Source organism: Bacteroidota bacterium (assembly GCA_018816945.1).
GTDB lineage: Bacteria > Bacteroidota > Bacteroidia > Bacteroidales.
Genome location: JAHIVC010000007.1, coordinates 64,345 through 81,337 on the forward strand (window position 1 = coordinate 64,345; position 16,993 = coordinate 81,337).

Annotated in this window: 12 protein-coding genes; 10 read left to right on the forward strand and 2 right to left on the reverse strand. The window is 33.7% G+C overall.

Features of this window, described 5'->3' with window-relative positions; translation table 11 throughout:
* Positions 1–3 precede the first annotated feature (3 nt).
* The 10 genes from KKG99_00760 to KKG99_00805 all read left to right on the forward strand — a co-directional run bounded on the left by KKG99_00760 (position 4) and on the right by KKG99_00805 (position 15,499).
* The gene (locus KKG99_00760; protein MBU1011507.1) at positions 4–903 is read left to right on the forward strand and encodes a DMT family transporter; all 900 of its coding nucleotides are present in this window, start codon (positions 4–6) and stop codon (positions 901–903) included.
* 24 nt (positions 904–927) lie between these two features.
* Positions 928–2,223, forward strand: a complete 1,296-nt coding sequence (mtaB, locus tag KKG99_00765) for a tRNA (N(6)-L-threonylcarbamoyladenosine(37)-C(2))-methylthiotransferase MtaB (GenBank protein MBU1011508.1) — start codon at positions 928–930, stop codon at positions 2,221–2,223.
* A gap of 9 nt (positions 2,224–2,232) precedes the next feature.
* Complete coding sequence (locus tag KKG99_00770) at positions 2,233–3,396, forward strand: prolipoprotein diacylglyceryl transferase (protein MBU1011509.1); 1,164 nt, start codon at positions 2,233–2,235, stop codon at positions 3,394–3,396.
* Positions 3,396–4,187 (forward strand): inositol monophosphatase, encoded by a 792-nt coding sequence (locus KKG99_00775; protein MBU1011510.1) that lies wholly within the window; start codon positions 3,396–3,398, stop codon positions 4,185–4,187. The genes KKG99_00770 and KKG99_00775 overlap by 1 nt, the downstream gene beginning before the upstream one ends.
* Positions 4,188–4,235: 48 nt before the next feature.
* Complete coding sequence (locus KKG99_00780; protein MBU1011511.1) at positions 4,236–4,568, forward strand: DUF2061 domain-containing protein; 333 nt, start codon at positions 4,236–4,238, stop codon at positions 4,566–4,568.
* Between the two features lie 16 nt (positions 4,569–4,584).
* Entirely contained in the window at positions 4,585–5,946 is a 1,362-nt protein-coding gene (locus KKG99_00785; GenBank protein MBU1011512.1) for a nodulation protein NfeD, read from the forward strand.
* 1 nt (position 5,947) lies between these two features.
* The gene (locus KKG99_00790) at positions 5,948–6,466 is read left to right on the forward strand and encodes an O-acetyl-ADP-ribose deacetylase (protein MBU1011513.1); all 519 of its coding nucleotides are present in this window, start codon (positions 5,948–5,950) and stop codon (positions 6,464–6,466) included.
* 164 nt (positions 6,467–6,630) lie between these two features.
* Complete coding sequence (locus KKG99_00795; GenBank protein MBU1011514.1) at positions 6,631–9,072, forward strand: carbohydrate binding family 9 domain-containing protein; 2,442 nt, start codon at positions 6,631–6,633, stop codon at positions 9,070–9,072.
* 256 nt (positions 9,073–9,328) lie between these two features.
* On the forward strand, positions 9,329–11,773 hold the full coding sequence (locus KKG99_00800) for a carbohydrate binding family 9 domain-containing protein (protein MBU1011515.1): 2,445 nt from the start codon (positions 9,329–9,331) through the stop codon (positions 11,771–11,773).
* A 468-nt stretch (positions 11,774–12,241) separates the two neighbouring features.
* Positions 12,242–15,499 carry a CHAT domain-containing protein gene (locus KKG99_00805; protein ID MBU1011516.1) on the forward strand — a complete coding sequence of 1,086 codons (3,258 nt, stop codon included), beginning with the start codon at positions 12,242–12,244 and terminating at the stop codon, positions 15,497–15,499.
* Positions 15,500–15,524: 25 nt separating this feature from the next.
* Here the strand turns inward: KKG99_00805 and KKG99_00810 are convergent, their stop codons facing one another.
* Positions 15,525–16,286 (reverse strand): hypothetical protein, encoded by a 762-nt coding sequence (locus KKG99_00810; GenBank protein ID MBU1011517.1) that lies wholly within the window; start codon positions 16,284–16,286, stop codon positions 15,525–15,527.
* Positions 16,267–16,857, reverse strand: a complete 591-nt coding sequence (locus KKG99_00815; protein MBU1011518.1) for a sigma-70 family RNA polymerase sigma factor — start codon at positions 16,855–16,857, stop codon at positions 16,267–16,269. Before KKG99_00815 ends, KKG99_00810 begins: the two co-directional genes overlap by 20 nt.
* Between the last annotated feature and the right edge of the window lie 136 nt (positions 16,858–16,993).

A 16,993-nucleotide genomic window follows, 5' to 3' on the forward strand; every position in this document is an offset into this window, starting at 1 on the left:
ATGATGAAAAAACAATCGCAGGCATATCTATTTGCTTTGAGTGCAATTCTCTTTTGGTCCACCATGAGCTCTGCCTTTAAAATTACTTTAAGATTTATAGATTATACCTTGCTTTTGCTTTATGCAAGTTTATTCTCACTTTTCATACTGTTCACCATCCTTGTTTTACAAAAGAAAATTAACTTACTGAAAGATTTAAAACTAAAGGATTTTATGAGTTCAGCCATCATGGGCTTTCTGAATCCGTTCCTTTATTACTTTATTCTTTTTAAAGCTTACACCCTTTTGAGGGCTCAGGAAGCAGGGACTTTAAATTACATCTGGCCAATTGTATTAGTCCTTTTTTCAGTTCCCTTGCTTAAACAAAAAATTGGTTATAAAAGCATTATTGCCATCGTTATCAGCTTTTTTGGAATCATCATTATCTCAACCGAAGGTCATGTTTTAACACTTCAATTCAGCAATATCTTAGGAGTTAGTTTGGCTGCCGGAAGCGCTATATTCTGGGCTCTTTACTGGATATTTAACATGAAGGACAAGCGGGATGACATCATCAAATTATTTTTAAATTTTTGTTTCGGTTTTATTTACATTCTTGTTACTTGCCTTATCATAGGCAGATTTCAGTTCCCAACACAAAATGCGTTGGTGGGATCAATTTATATTGGGTTTTTTGAAATGGGAATTACTTATTTTCTCTGGCTCAAAGCATTAAGCTTATCAATCAATACAGCCAAAGTCAGCAACCTTGTCTATCTTTCGCCGTTCCTGGCTCTCATCTTTATCTCAATAATAGTTGGTGAAAAAATTTTAGCATCAACAATTGTCGGTTTATTTTTTATCGTTGGAGGAATTCTTATGCAAAAATATATTGACATCTCGCCTAATAAAATATTGAAGTAAACCATTATCTTTGTGATCAACATTATGAACAGAGTAGCATTTCAGACATTCGGCTGTAAGTTAAATTTTTCCGAAACTTCAAGTATTTCAAAATCCTTTCTGAAAGAAGGATATGAATCAGTTGATTTTAAGGAAGAAGCAGATGTATATGTAATAAACTCTTGCACAGTTACAGGAAATGCCGAAAAAAAATGTAAAACGGCAATCAAACAGGCGCACAAACGAAATCCAAATGCACGTATCGCAATCATTGGTTGTTTTTCGCAAATCCGACCGGATGAATTAGCCGGTATGGATGGAGTGGATTTGGTTTTAGGCAATAATGACAAATTTAACATTCTTGACCATCTCAATAATTTTGAAAAAAACCATCCAACTGAAACAGTTATTTCTACCTCCGATTTAAAAACAGATTTAAGTTTTTATCCTAGTTACTCTTCGGGAGATCGTACTCGTTCATTTTTGAAGGTCCAGGATGGTTGCGACTATTTTTGCAGTTTTTGTACCATTCCTCATGCCCGGGGACGAAGCCGATCAAATACCATAGAAAATACCCTAAAAGTGGCAAGGGAAATTGCTGCAAGCGAAATCAAAGAAATCATCTTGACTGGAGTAAATGTTGGCGATTTTGGAAAAAGAAATAACGAATCATTTTTTGATTTATTAAAACAATTAGATCATATTGAAGGGATTGACCGTATCCGAATTTCATCAATAGAACCCGATTTACTTTCGAACGACATTATCCGATTTGTGGCCAACTCAAATAAATTTTTACCGCATTTTCATATTCCTTTGCAATCGGGCAGCAAGAAAATTTTAAAAGCAATGAAGCGTAAATATACACCTTCCTTATTTGCCGATAGGGTTTCGGTGATTAAAGAAGTAATGCCACATTGCTTAATTGCTGCGGATGTTATTGTAGGCTTTCCTGATGAAACAGAAGAAGATTTTCAAGAAGCATACGAATTTATTAGAGATACTGACATTACATATACACATGTATTTTCTTATTCAGATCGACCGGGAACGCATGCATCAAAGAGCGAGGTAAAAGTACCTCTTCAAATTATTCGCGAAAGAAGCAGAAAACTACAGCAATTATCCAATCGTAAGAAATTACAATTCTACAATGATCATATCGGATTCATCACCAAAGTATTGTTTGAGTCAGATAATAACGACGGCTTTATGCATGGATTCAGCGAGAACTACATTAAAGTAAAAACTCCTCACAATTCTGATTTGATTAACAAAATCATTAATGTAAAGCTCTCAAAAATCGACACGGATGGTGTTTTTCTAATTGATTTTTTATAATACGAAATTATGTATCCCAAGATCAGCGATTTTATAAATGACGTATTTGGAACCAATATTAACCTGCCCATCCAAAGCTATGGATTTTTTGTCGCACTTGCTTTTTTGGTTGCTACCTTAATTCTTTACTATGAGCTAAAAAGAAAAGAGAAGGAGGTTGTAATACCTGTTCGGTTTAAGAAAGTGTTGAAGGGAAAACCAGCCGGCATTATTGAACTTTCGATTTCATTTATCCTTGGGCTTATTATCGGGTATAAAATAATCGGAGCAATTTTAATCTACTCCTCTTTTGCAGAACAACCTGGCGACTATATTTTTTCGTTAAAAGGGAATATATGGGGTGGTCTTGCATTTGGTGCATATTCATTGTATTCGGCTTATCGAAACAAGAAAAAAGACCAATTAGAAGTGCCTATTTGGGAAGATGTAAAAATTCATCCCTATGAACTTACAGCCAGCCTTATTTTTATTGCTGCAGTTTCCGGAATTATTGGTGCAAAAATTTTTCATCAACTTGAAAATATTGATGAATTTTTGGCGGATCCTCTTGGGTCATTGTTATCATTTAGTGGACTTACGTTTTATGGAGGGCTGATCGTTGCCGGCCTTACCCTCTTATTTTATGCCATAAAGAAAAATATTCCGAAAGCACATCTGGCAGATGCTATTGCACCTGTTTTAATGATTGGATACGCTATCGGGCGAATTGGTTGTCAGGTTGCAGGTGACGGTGACTGGGGAATTGTAAATCTGGAACCAAAACCAGAATGGCTCTCTTTTTTACCTGATTGGTTATGGGCCTATGATTATCCTCACAATGTATTGAATATGGGCGTATTTATTGATGGATGCGAAGGAACAAACTGTTTTCGTCTGGCAAATCCGGTTTTTCCAACCCCTGTTTATGAAACCATTACTTGCCTTATCATGTTTTTAGGTTTATGGCTTTCACGAAAAAGAATAAAAATTCCGGGTGTTTTATTCTCAGCTTATTTAATTTTGAATGGAATCGAACGGTTTTTCATTGAAAAGATTAGAGTAAATGAAACTTACACCATTTTTAATTCTCAAATCACCCAGGCAGAGATCATTTCTATTCTGCTAATTATTGCAGGGATACTAAGCATTTTTCTATTTGTAAAGCATCACGATAAAAATAAAATTACTTCCTGATGAATATAAAAATAATCACCAATCAGGTCTGCAATTTAGCCAGGGCTGTAGGAAAGTTTATCCAAATTGAAGCGCATCAATTTCGGATAGCCGACATTGAATTTAAGGGCATACACAATTTAGTGACTTATGTTGATAAAACTGCGGAAGAACGTTTGATCACCGAACTGGCTAAACTCATTCCTGAGTCAGGATTTATAGCAGAAGAAAGCCCAAATATAGAGACAAAAACTGAATTTAACTGGATTATCGATCCACTTGACGGCACAACTAATTTCATACATGGGGTTCCGGTTTACTGCATCAGTATTGCATTAGAATACAATTCAGAAATCATTCTGGGAGTAGTATATGAAATAAACCGGGATGAATGTTTTTATTCATGGAAAGGCGGAAAGGCTTACCTTAACAATAAATTGATACAGGTTTCGCAATCCTCAAAATTAAATGATTCGCTGCTTGCTACAGGATTTCCTTATTACGACTATGGCAGGCTGGATGAATATCTACAGTTGTTCAAGTATTTTATGCAACACACCAGAGGTGTGCGACGATTAGGATCTGCAGCCGCCGATTTAGCCTATGTTGCCTGTGGCCGGTTCGACGGCTTTTATGAATATGGCTTGCAATCGTGGGATGTAGCAGCAGGTTCCTTTATAGTTGCACAGGCCGGAGGAATGAATACAGATTTTAGCGGCAACTCAAATTACATTTTTGGGAAGGAAATTATTTCTACTAACACCCTACTCAATCAAGAATTATTGTCGGTCATCAAACATTATTTTGCATAAATGGCTAAAAAATAGTACCCTTGTATATTATTCTATCAACATAAATCTATGAACAAAGACAAAGAAATAAGTGTAAAACTAGGTAAAGAGAAGGATAGTCCCGCAAGAAGTATGTTAAAAGCTTTTACATGGAGAATTATGGCAGCGGGTGCTACTTTCCTCATCAGTTTTGTAGTATTCGCCAGATATACTGAGAAAACTATTGATGAAAGTATGGAAAATGCAGGTTTGATAGCCGGTATTGAATTTATAGGGAAAATATTTCTTTATTATATTCACGAAAGATTATGGACTAATATCCGCTGGGGTAAATACTGGAGCAAGGAATATTGGCGACAAAGAGCATGGAGGAAACTATACAAAAATAAACACAAAGATTAATTTTAAAAATAATTCTATGAGAACGCTATTTAATTTTTTTACTCATTGTTTGGTGGTGATTGCTTTTGTTTTTACTTCCACAAATGGTTATGCACAAACTGATAGCATTCAAAAGATATATAAATTCGATATTAAAGAAGAAATTGCCCCCCCTATCTGGCGATTAACTAAAAATGCTTTTAAAGAAGCAAGGGAAATAAATGCTGATTTGATTCTGATACACATGAATACCTACGGCGGCATGCTTGATGCTGCAGATTCAATACGTACTATCATTCTTCAATCCGAAATCCCTGTTTATGTTTTTATTGATAATAATGCCGCATCAGCAGGAGCGCTTATTTCCATTGCTTGTGACCGAATTTACATGAGATCGGGAGCGAATATCGGAGCTGCAACCGTTGTTGACCAGAGCGGAAAGCCATTACCGGACAAGTATCAATCATATATGCGATCGCTCATGCGATCGACCGCCGAAGCTACAGGTCGCGATCCTGAAATTGCACAAGCCATGGTTGATCCTAAAATATATATTGAAAATGTAATTGATACAGGAAGCGTACTCACTTTTACCACCTCAGAAGCAATTGCAAATAATTACTGCGAGGGTAAAGCCGAAAACATCAACGAAGTATTACGCTTGGCAGAGATTGATAATTATGAAATAATTGAACAAACCATTTCTTCGCTTGATCGCATCATTGGATTTTTTATAAAGCCATATATTTCAGGTATTTTAATAGTAATTATTATCGCTGGGGTTTATTTTGAATTACAAACACCCGGTGTTGGGTTTCCATCCTTTGCAGCTATAGCAGCAGCCATTTTATATTTTGCACCTCTTTACCTTGAAGGTTTAGCCGAAAATTGGGAAATTGTTCTCTTTATTATAGGTTTGGTTTTAGTGGCAATTGAAATTTTCGCCATTCCAGGATTTGGATTTATCGGGATTTCAGGCATCATATTAATTGTTGCAGGGCTTACCCTGAGCATGGTTGATTCAATAATATTAGATGGACAACTTGTTAATTTCACCAGGCTGTATGAAGCCTTCTTCACAGTCGTAACTGCTATCTTTTTATCGGTTGTATCTTCGATTTGGTTTAGTAAGAAGTTATTTACATCTACGATATTTGGACATTTAGCTTTGGATTCTACACAGAAAACCGAAAATGGGTTCAGTACTTCAGATGCTGAATACAAACAAATGATTGAACGCTTGGGCGTGGCCCAGACTAATTTACGACCTGCCGGAAAAATTCAAATTGACGATAAATATTTTGATGCCACTGCATTGACCGGATTTATCGAAAAAGGCACCAAAATAATGGTAGTAAAATACGAAACAGCGCAATTATTTGTTGTTAAGGCTGAATAAAATGGGCGTTTCAATACAATTACTTCAGGGTGACATCACCAAACTTAAGGTTGATGTTATTGTGAACGCTGCCAATAACAGTTTACTTGGAGGTGGTGGTGTAGATGGAGCCATTCATAGAGCAGCCGGGCCTGAATTGCTTAAGGAGTGTAAAACCCTTAATGGTTGTGAAACAGGCAAAGCTAAAATCACAAAAGCTTATAAATTACCTTACCTTTATATTATTCATACAGTTGGGCCAATTTGGACAGGTGGACAATCAGGTGAAAGAGAACTATTAAAAAGTTGTTATCATGAATGCCTGAAATTAGCTAAAGTGATGGGATTTAAAACAATTGCCATCCCTAATATTAGTACCGGAGTATATGGATTTCCGAAATTGGAAGCTGCTGAAATTGCTTTAAAGGAGGTTAGCATTTTTACCAAACTAAATGAAATTCCACTCACAATTTACTTCGTTTGCTCTGACATCGACAATTATGAACTTTATAGACAAAAACTATCTTCTTTTCGTCTCTAAAATCATACCTTAAGTCTATAAGATTTACATATTGATATATCTCTATTTCTTATTCAAGAAAGGAATAATGAATTCCTTTACCTTTGCAACTTTAACAGAGTATTCAAGTTGCATTAGCACAATTATTTCAAATAAAAATCAAATACAGATCCTGTTTTTTGGATATGGACAAACTCTTAATCAGACTATCAATTTTAGGTATTGCCATTTTATTAAGCCTGCCCTCTTATTCAATAATTATAAGAAAAAAGCTTTTAGTCAATAGAACCATTGAAGTTCCAATAATAGATGGAGTTCTTAATGATAAGGCTTGGATAAATGCTGCGGTGGCAAATAATTTTGTACAAGTAGATCCATACAACGGTGCCCCAAGTACTTTAAAATCTGAAGTTAAATTCATCTATGATGATGAAGCAATTTATATTGGAGCTATGCTGTTTGACACAGCACCAGATAGCATTATGAATGAATTATCTAAACGCGATGAGTTAGGTGTTTCGGACAATTTTGGGGTACATATTGATCCCTTTAATGACGCTTCAACTACGTATAGTTTTTTTATTAACCCTGCAGGAGTTCAAATGGATGGAAAGCTGGCAGCAAACAGCAATCATGAAGATAGAAATTGGGATGCGGTATGGGAGAGTACAACACAAATTGTGGAAAATGGATGGGTGATTGAAATAAAAATCCCATATGCTGCCTTACGCTTTCCAAAAAAAGACATTCAACTTTGGGGCATTAATTTCTTCAGGGAAATTAAAAGGTACAGAGAAAAAAATTCCTGGAATTTTGTAGATAAAGGAATTTCAGGTACAACAACTCAAGCCGGTCAGGTGGAAGGTATTACAAACATTATTCCACCACTGCGATTATCGGCAGTACCATATATATCAGGATATATTGAAAATAATGGCGAAAATGTTGGTTGGGGGAAATCTTATGGATATGGGATGGACATAAAACTTGGAATTAATGAAAGTTTCACACTAGACGCGACACTTGTTCCTGATTTCAGTCAGGTCCAATCCGATGATAAAATTGTGAACCTTTCACCATTTGAAACATTCTATCAGGAACGACGGCCTTTTTTTACTGAGGGCACAGAATTATTTAACAGACAAGATCGCCTTTTTTATTCTCGCAGAGTAGGAAGTCAACCGATTAATCGATCAAACATTTACGATGAATATGATGATGATCAAATTTTGTCAAACCCTGATGCAAACCAATTAATTAATGCCAGTAAAATTTCAGGAAAAACAAAATCTGGACTAGGATTGGGAATTTTCAACGCGATGACAAGCAATACTTATGCAAAAGTGGTTGAACCAAATGGAGATGAAAAACAAATTATAACACAACCTTTCTCGAATTACAACATGGTGGTTCTTAACCAATCTTTAAATAACAATTCATTTATTTCCTTCTATAATACAAATGTATACAGAGGGAGGCATGAATACATGGCCAATGTTTCTGGAACAGAAGTACGGTTGGTTGACAAAAATAATTTCTATGCACTTAGTGGACATTTCCATTTAAGTCAAAAATACTATCCTGATGATGATAATATAATTGGGCACAGTTATCGAATTAATCTTGGTAAAATCAGCGGTAAATTCAAATACAATTATTCACAATCTGTGATGAGCGATACATACGACCATAATGATTTGGGATACCTGAGAAATAATAACATTATCAAACATCGACTAAGTTTTGATTATAATGAATATAGTCCTCTCTGGAAAGTAATGAATATGTATCATAATGTGGCATTTGAATACTCTTCTATTTATCGTCCAAGGGAATTCGCATCTTTTCAGATTAGTACAACGTCGCATACAACACTAAGAAACTATAATTCACTGAGCTTACGCACAGAATTTGAACCTAAAGGATCTGAAGACCATTTTGAACCAAGAGTTGATGGTTGGATATATAAAAGGCCAGCCACCTATCAAATTAATTTTTCAAGATCGCCCGATTATCGAAAAAAATTCTCGACAGACTTCAGATTTACATATGAAGGGACTAATGAAGCTGGAAGAGAAAATATTGATTTTAGCTTAACCCCGAGGTTAAGAATTAATGATCAATTTTCAATTAAACTTACTTCTTCACTGAAATTCAATAATAAATCATACGGCTATGTTACAAACAGTTTAGGGAGTAATGATGAACAACTTATCGTTTTTGGTCAACGCGACGTGCAAACAATTACAAATACTTTGGAATCAAACTATATATTTAATAACACCTCTTCGCTGAGCATACGTATGCGCCATTATTGGATACGGGCTACCTATAACAATTATTATTATCTACAGGAAGACGGGACTTTAGAACAGAATGAATATGCCGAAAATAATGATTTTAATGTAAATGCTTTTAATATTGATATGGTTTATACCTGGAATTTTGCCCCCGGGAGTGAGCTTTTATTGGTTTACAAAAACGCTATATATGCCAATGTTGACAGCTCGATAACCAATTACTTTGATAACTTGAAATACACTTTTGATTCACCAATCATCAATAGTTTTTCGATTAAAATTTTATATTATATTGATTATCTAAAATTAAAAAGAAGATCAAAATAAGTATACTAAATCTGATCTTTAGTATGTAAGATTTCAATATTCGTCTATCTCTTTATTTGAATTAACTTTAACCACGTATTTAAATTAGATTTTATCCTAATTTCAAGGCCAATTATAAAAATCGGCATCATATCTTATTGGTTCTGGGCGAAACTTAACTACTAAGGATAAGATCCTGTATTTTTGAACTTTATAAAATATTTTATGCATTTAACCTTCGGAAACAAAAATGACAAACCTTCACTCAAACTTAATTATGATCAACAAAAGTCTTAAGATTTTCATTTTTGGGATTGCCATTCTGTTGAATCAACCCACGTACTCACTGAATCAAAAAAAAGTCTTACAAGCAAAAAGAACGAATGAGGTTCCTATAATCGATGGTGCATTGAACGATAAAGCATGGGTAAGCGCGACTATTGCAACAAATTTTATTCAAATTGAACCTTACAATGGTTCGCCTGCTTCACAAAAATCGGAAGTAAAATTCATTTATGATGATGAGGCTATATACATAGCCGCGATGCTGTATGATACAGCCCCCGATAGTATCGTGAGCGAGCTATCAAAACGAGACGATTTGGGTATCTCCGATAATTTCGGGATACATATTGATCCATTTAATGACGCCTCCATTGCTTATAGTTTTTCGGTAAATCCAGCCGGGGTGCAAATGGATGCCAAGGTTGGGGAAGATAGCCGTCATGATGATAAAACCTGGGATGCTGTTTGGGAAAGTAAAACCCAAGTTGTGGAGAACGGATGGATTGTTGAAATCAGGATTCCTTACTCCGCTTTACGATTTCCAAAAAAGGATATACAGCGTTGGGGTATTAACTTTCTCAGAGAAATAAAACGGTATAAAGAAATTGACTCATGGAATTTTGTTGATAAAGAAATTGCCGGAACAAAAACCCAAGCCGGTGAAATAGAAGGTATTTCGAACATCATTCCTCCTCTTCGACTATCTGCCGTCCCATATTTATCAGGATATATCGAAAATAATGGTGAAAATATTGGATGGGGCAAATCGTATGGCTATGGGATGGATGTAAAGCTGGGCATTAATGAAAGTTTCACACTTGATGCTACTTTAATCCCCGATTTCAGCCAGGTTCAATCGGATGACAAAATAGTCAACCTGTCACCATTTGAAACCTTTTATCAGGAACGTCGGCCATTTTTCACCGAAGGCACTGAATTATTTAACAGGAATGATCGTATCTTTTATTCGCGAAGGGTGGGTACTAAACCGATCAACTATAACAGTGTAAAAAATGAGTACGATCAGGATAAGGTTATATCAAATCCGGAAACGACCCAATTAATCAATGCAACTAAAATTTCGGGAAAAACACATTCAGGGTTAGGATTGGGAATTTTTAATGCAATGACATCAAATACTTATGCAAAAGTGATTGACGAATTGGGAAATGAAAAACAATATCTTACTCAACCTTTTACCAATTATAATATGGTTGTTGTCGATCAATCCCTTAAAAACAACTCATTTGTTTCATTCTATAATACCAATGTATATCGTGGAAGTAATGAATACATGGCCAATGTGACGGGGACAGAAGTGAGATTTGTAGATAAAAGCAATTATTATGCTGTAAGCGGTCATTTTCATCTAAGTCAAAAATACAATCCAAAGCAAGACAATGTGTTTGGGCACAGCTACCAATTCAGTGTCGGTAAAATAAGTGGTAAATTTAAATACAATTATTCTCAATCGGCTATGAATGATACATACGACCATAATGATTTGGGTTATTTATCACACAATAACAATCTTAATCATGACTTAAATTTTTCTTATAACGAATATCGACCTTTCTGGAAAGTAATGGACATGTCGAATAGTATTAGTTTTGAACATTCTACGCTATACAAACCCAGAAAATTTTCAAGATTTTCAATAAGTACAAGGTCACGGACTACACTTCGTAATTACACTTCACTGAATCTAAATACTACTATTGAACCGAAAGGATCTGATGATTATTTTGAGCCAAGAGTTGATGGCTGGGTTTACAAAGAGCCTGCAAGTCATAATTTCAACTTCTTCATATCACCAGATTATCGAAAAAAATATGTAACTGATATCAAGTTTAATTATACCGGAACAACAGAAAAAGGGAGAAATAGTATTCTGTTTAGTTTAAGTCAAAGAATAAGAATTAGTGATCAGTTTAATATGATAATAACTTCTGAATTTAAAAATGACAATAAATCATATGGATACGTAAATGACAGTATAAATACCAACAATAATCAGGTAATTATATTTGGACAACGGGATGTAAGAACAGTAACCAACACCATTGAATCTAGTTACATTTTTAATAATAAATCTTCTTTGAGTTTACGTTTGCGACATTATTGGATTCGAGCTCAATATCATAACTACTATGATTTGCAAGTAGATGGATCCTTAATTCAAAATAATTTTAAGGAGGATAACGATTTTAATGTAAATGCTTTCAACATTGATATGGTTTACACCTGGAATTTTGCTCCCGGAAGTGAGCTTTTATTAGTTTACAAAAACGCTATATATGCCAATGTTGATAGCTCGGTAAACAATTACTTTGATAATTTAAGATATACTTTTGATTCACCAATCATCAATAGTTTTTCGATCAAAATTCTTTACTATATTGACTACCTGAATATTAAAAAAAACAAACGTAAATAGAATTCACACATAATATAAAAGGGGTATAAATATTCCCCTTTAATATTATCCCCAACATGGAAGAGGTTATTCTTCATCGGGTGGTGGTGGTGGTGGTGGTGGTGGTGGATCCGGAGGAGGTGGTGGTGGTGGATCTGGAACCAGATTCAAGATTTTGGCCTTTCGCCAAATTAAATAATTCTCTTTCATGGCAATTGATTTAAATATTTTTCTACTCTATCCTAGCTTTTCGAATTCCGCTAAAAATGCTGACATTTCATAGTTTTATACCCTAGTTCGTCATTTGTCCACAAAAACCCCCATGTATTTTCATTACAAAATTATAAACGGCACATTATCTGCGATTAAGATAATTTTGCTTTAAAACACACATGCAACTAACTTAAATATAGGAATATTATATCTTGCTAAAAAAAAAATTATAAATTAGCCTGCCAAAACCTATTTTGATTCGCTAACATGATATTTATGATCCCCCAGATAAAAAGATCAGTCTTTTTGATAAGCATTTTGTTTTTAATGTTTTATGGATCGAACTTAAAGTCCCAAAATAATCATCTTGACACGCTCAGATCAGTCAGTTATTTTATTAAAAACCAATCGGGTACACTCAAATCTAATCCCGATTCAATAAAAACTTATTACTATAACACTTTGGGGAAAGCTTATTTATTAAATGATAAAGATTTTCAGCAATTAACATTATCTTATATTGCACACTTTTTTGTACAATTAAGGATTCCGGATTCTTGTCGAAAATACGTTGATCTTGCCACTTCTTATACTCATCAAAATAAGATAGTAATCTCTGCAGCCAATTATGAACTGAACAGATCACTCTACACCTCCTTTTTTTATTTACAAGACTACCCTAAAACAATTCAGTACATAAAAGAATCTTTTAAATATCCAATTCACAACTACCCCAATAAAGAATATGAAAAACTTACAGCATTTGAGCTCTTAAGCAGTTCATTTGAGAAGCTTGAGAAATATGACTCTGTGGCTGTTTATGTTGAAGAATCGGATAAAATCCTGAAACTTATGCAAAATCCATATAAAGATTTTCTTTTAAGAAACATATGTAAAAAAGGAAGTATTCTAAGTGCTAAAGGTAAAAGTCATGATGCTCTAAATGAATTATTAAAATCAGAATCATTAATTGATAATCACAATCCATCCCAATTAGCTGCATATATTTATAATAAAATCGGAAATATTTATTATACTATCAGAGAATTGGACAAATCTATTCAATATCACGAAGAAGCCCTTCGTATCTATCAACTCTTGAATTTCCCCCTGAACTCTTATTATACTTCAAAATATTCGGATATAGCCCGTTCATACCTTTTAATGAATAGAAATGAAGAAGCCTTATCTTCATTTATAAAGGTTATTCCGATAAAATCCGAATTAAGTGATCCGACTATTATGCATTCTTATCAAAATATAAGTGCGGTATATATGCAAATGGATTCACTGGAACAAGCCAATAATTATCTAAAAAAATCTATGGTTGTTCTGAATAAATATTATAAAGGGAAGTCTCCGATTACCTATGCCAACGCCATATTTTATTACGGCCATTTCTTAATTGAACGACTTTGTAATCCTGAAGGCGTAAAATTAACAAATCAAGCAATAAAAATCTACAAGGAGCAATTTGGAGAAAAACATCCTGATTTAGCGGATTGCTACCAATATCTTGGCTTAGCCAAATCACTCATTGATCAGGATATAGACAGTGCACTTTTTTATTATCAAAAAGCACTAATTACAAATGACTTAACATTTAATGAAACCTCATTATTTCAAAATCCAAAAGTTGAAAATGCACTATCTAAAAAAATCCTACTTAATATTTTACGAAATAAGATTGATGCACTTACTATAAAAATCCAGAAATCGAAAAATTTACAAGAAAGTATAGCTTATACAGAAGTAATGAATTCAACCCTATTGCTGGCTATAGAAACTGTTGGGAACATTCGTAATTCTTTTACATCCCTCGATAGTAAATTAAAGATGAATGAGAAGTCAGAATATTTTTTTTCAAAATTGATTGCCTCATCCTTTCTTCTTCATAAACTTACCAATGAAAATAAATACTTGTATGATGCGTATGTATATACTGAAAAAAGTAAGCTCGCCACATTAAATGAGTTAATTAATGAGAATAGCGCTAAAATATCCGGGGGCGTTGCACCTGAATTGATAAAACAGGAAAAAGATTTACGGATTAGAAAAGGGGAACTTACAAATGAATTATACAATGCTCAAATATCAAATAATTCTGATCAAAAAAGAAAAGAAATATTATCAAATGAGTTGTTTATTATTGATCAGAAAATAGATATTCTAACGTCGAGATTAGAAAATCAGTATAAGAATTATTATAAATTGAAGTATCAGAATCGACAACTTGATATTGAATCAATTCAAGAAATGATAGCAGATGAACAAGCGATTATTGAATATTATCTTTCTGATTCTATAATCTATGAATTTATAATTACAAAAAATGATTTTTCAGTATTTGAAAAGAAAATTGATTCAACTTTTCTAAATAATATTTATGCTATCACAAAAATCTTTAAGACCAATACTTTTACGCACTTTGATTTAAAGCAATTTTACACTTTTAAAGAAAAGTCATTCCAATTATATCAAATCCTGATTGAGCCATTAGGTACAATAATAAAAGATAAAGAACTTATCATCATACCGGATAAAGAATTATTACAATTACCATTTGAGGTTCTCCTTACAGATCAAGATTTGAGTATTTCAAATTTTCGTGGACTTTCTTATTTAATAAAGGATTATCCTATTAGTTATTCATATTCAACTGAATGGTTATTTGTTCAGAGAACTGTGAATATAGCAAAAAAGAATCTATTAGCGATTCTCCCTTCGTACGACAAGTTAATTGATTATGAGAGTTTAATTCTACATGAGAACAAAAACTTTGAGAAAGATTTGTTTCAACCTATACCTGCTGCTATTGAAGAAGTTAAAAATATCTCCAAATTGATTGATGGTAAAATTCTTGAATCAGAAAATGCAACAGAAGAAAATTTTAAAAGAATGGCTGGAAATTATTCAATCTTGCACTTTGCAATGCATACTGTTATTGATAATAATAATCCAATGTTCTCAAAGTTGGTTTTTACTCCTCAACCAAACGACTCTGCTACCAAAGAAGACAATTTGCTTAACACCTATGAAATATTTAATTTAAATCTTAATGCGCAAATGGTTATCCTTAGTTCGTGCAATACAGGAAATGGAAATTTGCAGAAAGGCGAAGGTATCATGAGCATGGCCAGAGGATTTATGTATGCCGGATGTAAAAGCTTAGGGATTACCTTATGGTCGGTTGATGACAATTCAAGTGCTGAATTAATGAGTTACTTTTATGAATTTCTAGCCAACGGAATGACTAAATCGATGGCTTTGCTATCGGCAAAGAAAAAATATCTTCAACTTGCCGATCCAATTAGCACCCATCCTCATTTTTGGGCTTCACATATTATAATTGGAGATACAAAACAACTTGAACTAAGAAACAAAAGCATGCTAAAATACCTTGCCATAAGCATTTTTATACTGGTATTCCTTTTAATCTGCCTTTACATTCTGCTTCGGCAGACGAGAAGTGGTGTCTTAAGTCCCCGAAGCTTGCTCAGGAAGAAAGGGTTCATATCTCGCCCTGGGGTTTAATACCATTTGTTATTCAGAAAAAGAATTATTGGAGTTCTGAAATAATTTCTTCAGCAAGAGTCTGGTAATAGCCTTTTCGATTTGCAATAAGATTAAACTGATCGATCGCACTCTTTATTTCACCTAATTTTAATGTGCCCAAAGCTTTATACCATTCCGAATGCTCAAGGTAATACTGGTCATTTGAAACAATAACAGCGTCAAATTGAATAATAGCACTATCTATTTCGTTCAATTCGATGTATATCGCACCCAAATAAAACTTTGCTGCAAAATTTTTGGGTTCAAATCTTATTAAGGATTCAAATACAGGCTTTGCCAAACCATATTCATTTGATTTGTAGTTTTGGTATGCCGCAGCAAATTTAGACTCATAATCAGATTGTTCATATTCACGGGTAGTATATTCAGGAGCATATTTTTTATAATATTTAGTAAAGATATTCTCACTTTTTGATGAGCCTGAACCGTTCATTATCAAAAAAAAGCTTAACGAGATTAATAATAGAAGGGAGGCAGCGATGAGGGTATATCTATTGAAGCTAATACTCCTTTTTCTTTCTGTAGATGGAGCAACTTCTTTATGAATATTATCAAGTTCGTATTTAAATTGCTCTAATTCATCATCCATGATGATGGTATTTACTTTTTTTTGGAATACCAATTCCCGCTTCAGCGAATTATTTTGAGCCACCTCTGCTTCAAATTCTTCTCTCTGATGAGGTGACATCTCATCAGCTAAATAAACCTGAACCTGTTCAAAATAATTAATCTTCTTTTTCATCATCTTCAAAATCATTAAAGCGGGGGTCGCCTTTAATTCGTTTTATTAATAATTCTTTGCATCTGTATTTCTTTTTCCTGGCCATTTCCCCATCCGTAAAGTTCAGCCTTTCTGCTATTTCATCATACGATACCTTTGCAAGGGTCATTTTTAGCAAATCTTTGCAAATCGAACTCAGGTTATGAAAATGCCAACGATACAAAAAATATTGAACACTATAATCGTATTCCTTCTCTACTTCAACAATTACTTCACCTTCCTCCATTTCTTCAGGCTCAAGACTTGTCGTGTTTTCTATCTTTTTCTTTCTAAGTTCCTTCAACCATAGATTCTTGCAAATTGAATACAAATATGTTTTAAAAGAACAAGTTAATTCAAATTCATTGTTTCGAACTTTCTGAAAAACAATTAACATCGCCTGCTGAATTAAATCTTTAGCATCATCTGCTTCTCCATTATTATGAGTCACATAACGTAAAATCACAGGCAAATGAATTGCGTAAAGATTTCGAATGAACGAATGATCATTTTTTTTAAAAGCATGAATAATTTCTTCTTCCGAAATTCGAATCACTCTTCTTATCTTTATACCTGAATACTAAAAATGTCGCACAAATCTATGAAACTTTAACAATTAATCTAACATTTTACAGATTTAACTGGCTAACCCATCAATCAAACCATTGCAATTACTAACTTTGATGTAAATA

Excerpts from the sequence above, each read along its gene's own strand:
- KKG99_00760 (MBU1011507.1), top strand. The coding sequence starts at position 4 with ATGAAAAAACAATCGCAGGCATATCTATTTGCTTTGAGTGCAATTCTC.
- mtaB (MBU1011508.1), top strand. The coding sequence starts at position 928 with ATGAACAGAGTAGCATTTCAGACATTCGGCTGTAAGTTAAATTTTTCC.
- KKG99_00770 (MBU1011509.1), top strand. The coding sequence starts at position 2,233 with ATGTATCCCAAGATCAGCGATTTTATAAATGACGTATTTGGAACCAAT.
- KKG99_00775 (MBU1011510.1), top strand. The coding sequence starts at position 3,396 with ATGAATATAAAAATAATCACCAATCAGGTCTGCAATTTAGCCAGGGCT.
- KKG99_00780 (MBU1011511.1), top strand. The coding sequence starts at position 4,236 with ATGAACAAAGACAAAGAAATAAGTGTAAAACTAGGTAAAGAGAAGGAT.
- KKG99_00785 (MBU1011512.1), top strand. The coding sequence starts at position 4,585 with ATGAGAACGCTATTTAATTTTTTTACTCATTGTTTGGTGGTGATTGCT.
- KKG99_00790 (MBU1011513.1), top strand. The coding sequence starts at position 5,948 with ATGGGCGTTTCAATACAATTACTTCAGGGTGACATCACCAAACTTAAG.
- KKG99_00795 (MBU1011514.1), top strand. The coding sequence starts at position 6,631 with ATGGACAAACTCTTAATCAGACTATCAATTTTAGGTATTGCCATTTTA.
- KKG99_00800 (MBU1011515.1), top strand. The coding sequence starts at position 9,329 with ATGATCAACAAAAGTCTTAAGATTTTCATTTTTGGGATTGCCATTCTG.
- KKG99_00805 (MBU1011516.1), top strand. The coding sequence starts at position 12,242 with ATGATCCCCCAGATAAAAAGATCAGTCTTTTTGATAAGCATTTTGTTT.
- KKG99_00810 (MBU1011517.1), bottom strand. The coding sequence starts at position 16,286 with ATGATGAAAAAGAAGATTAATTATTTTGAACAGGTTCAGGTTTATTTA.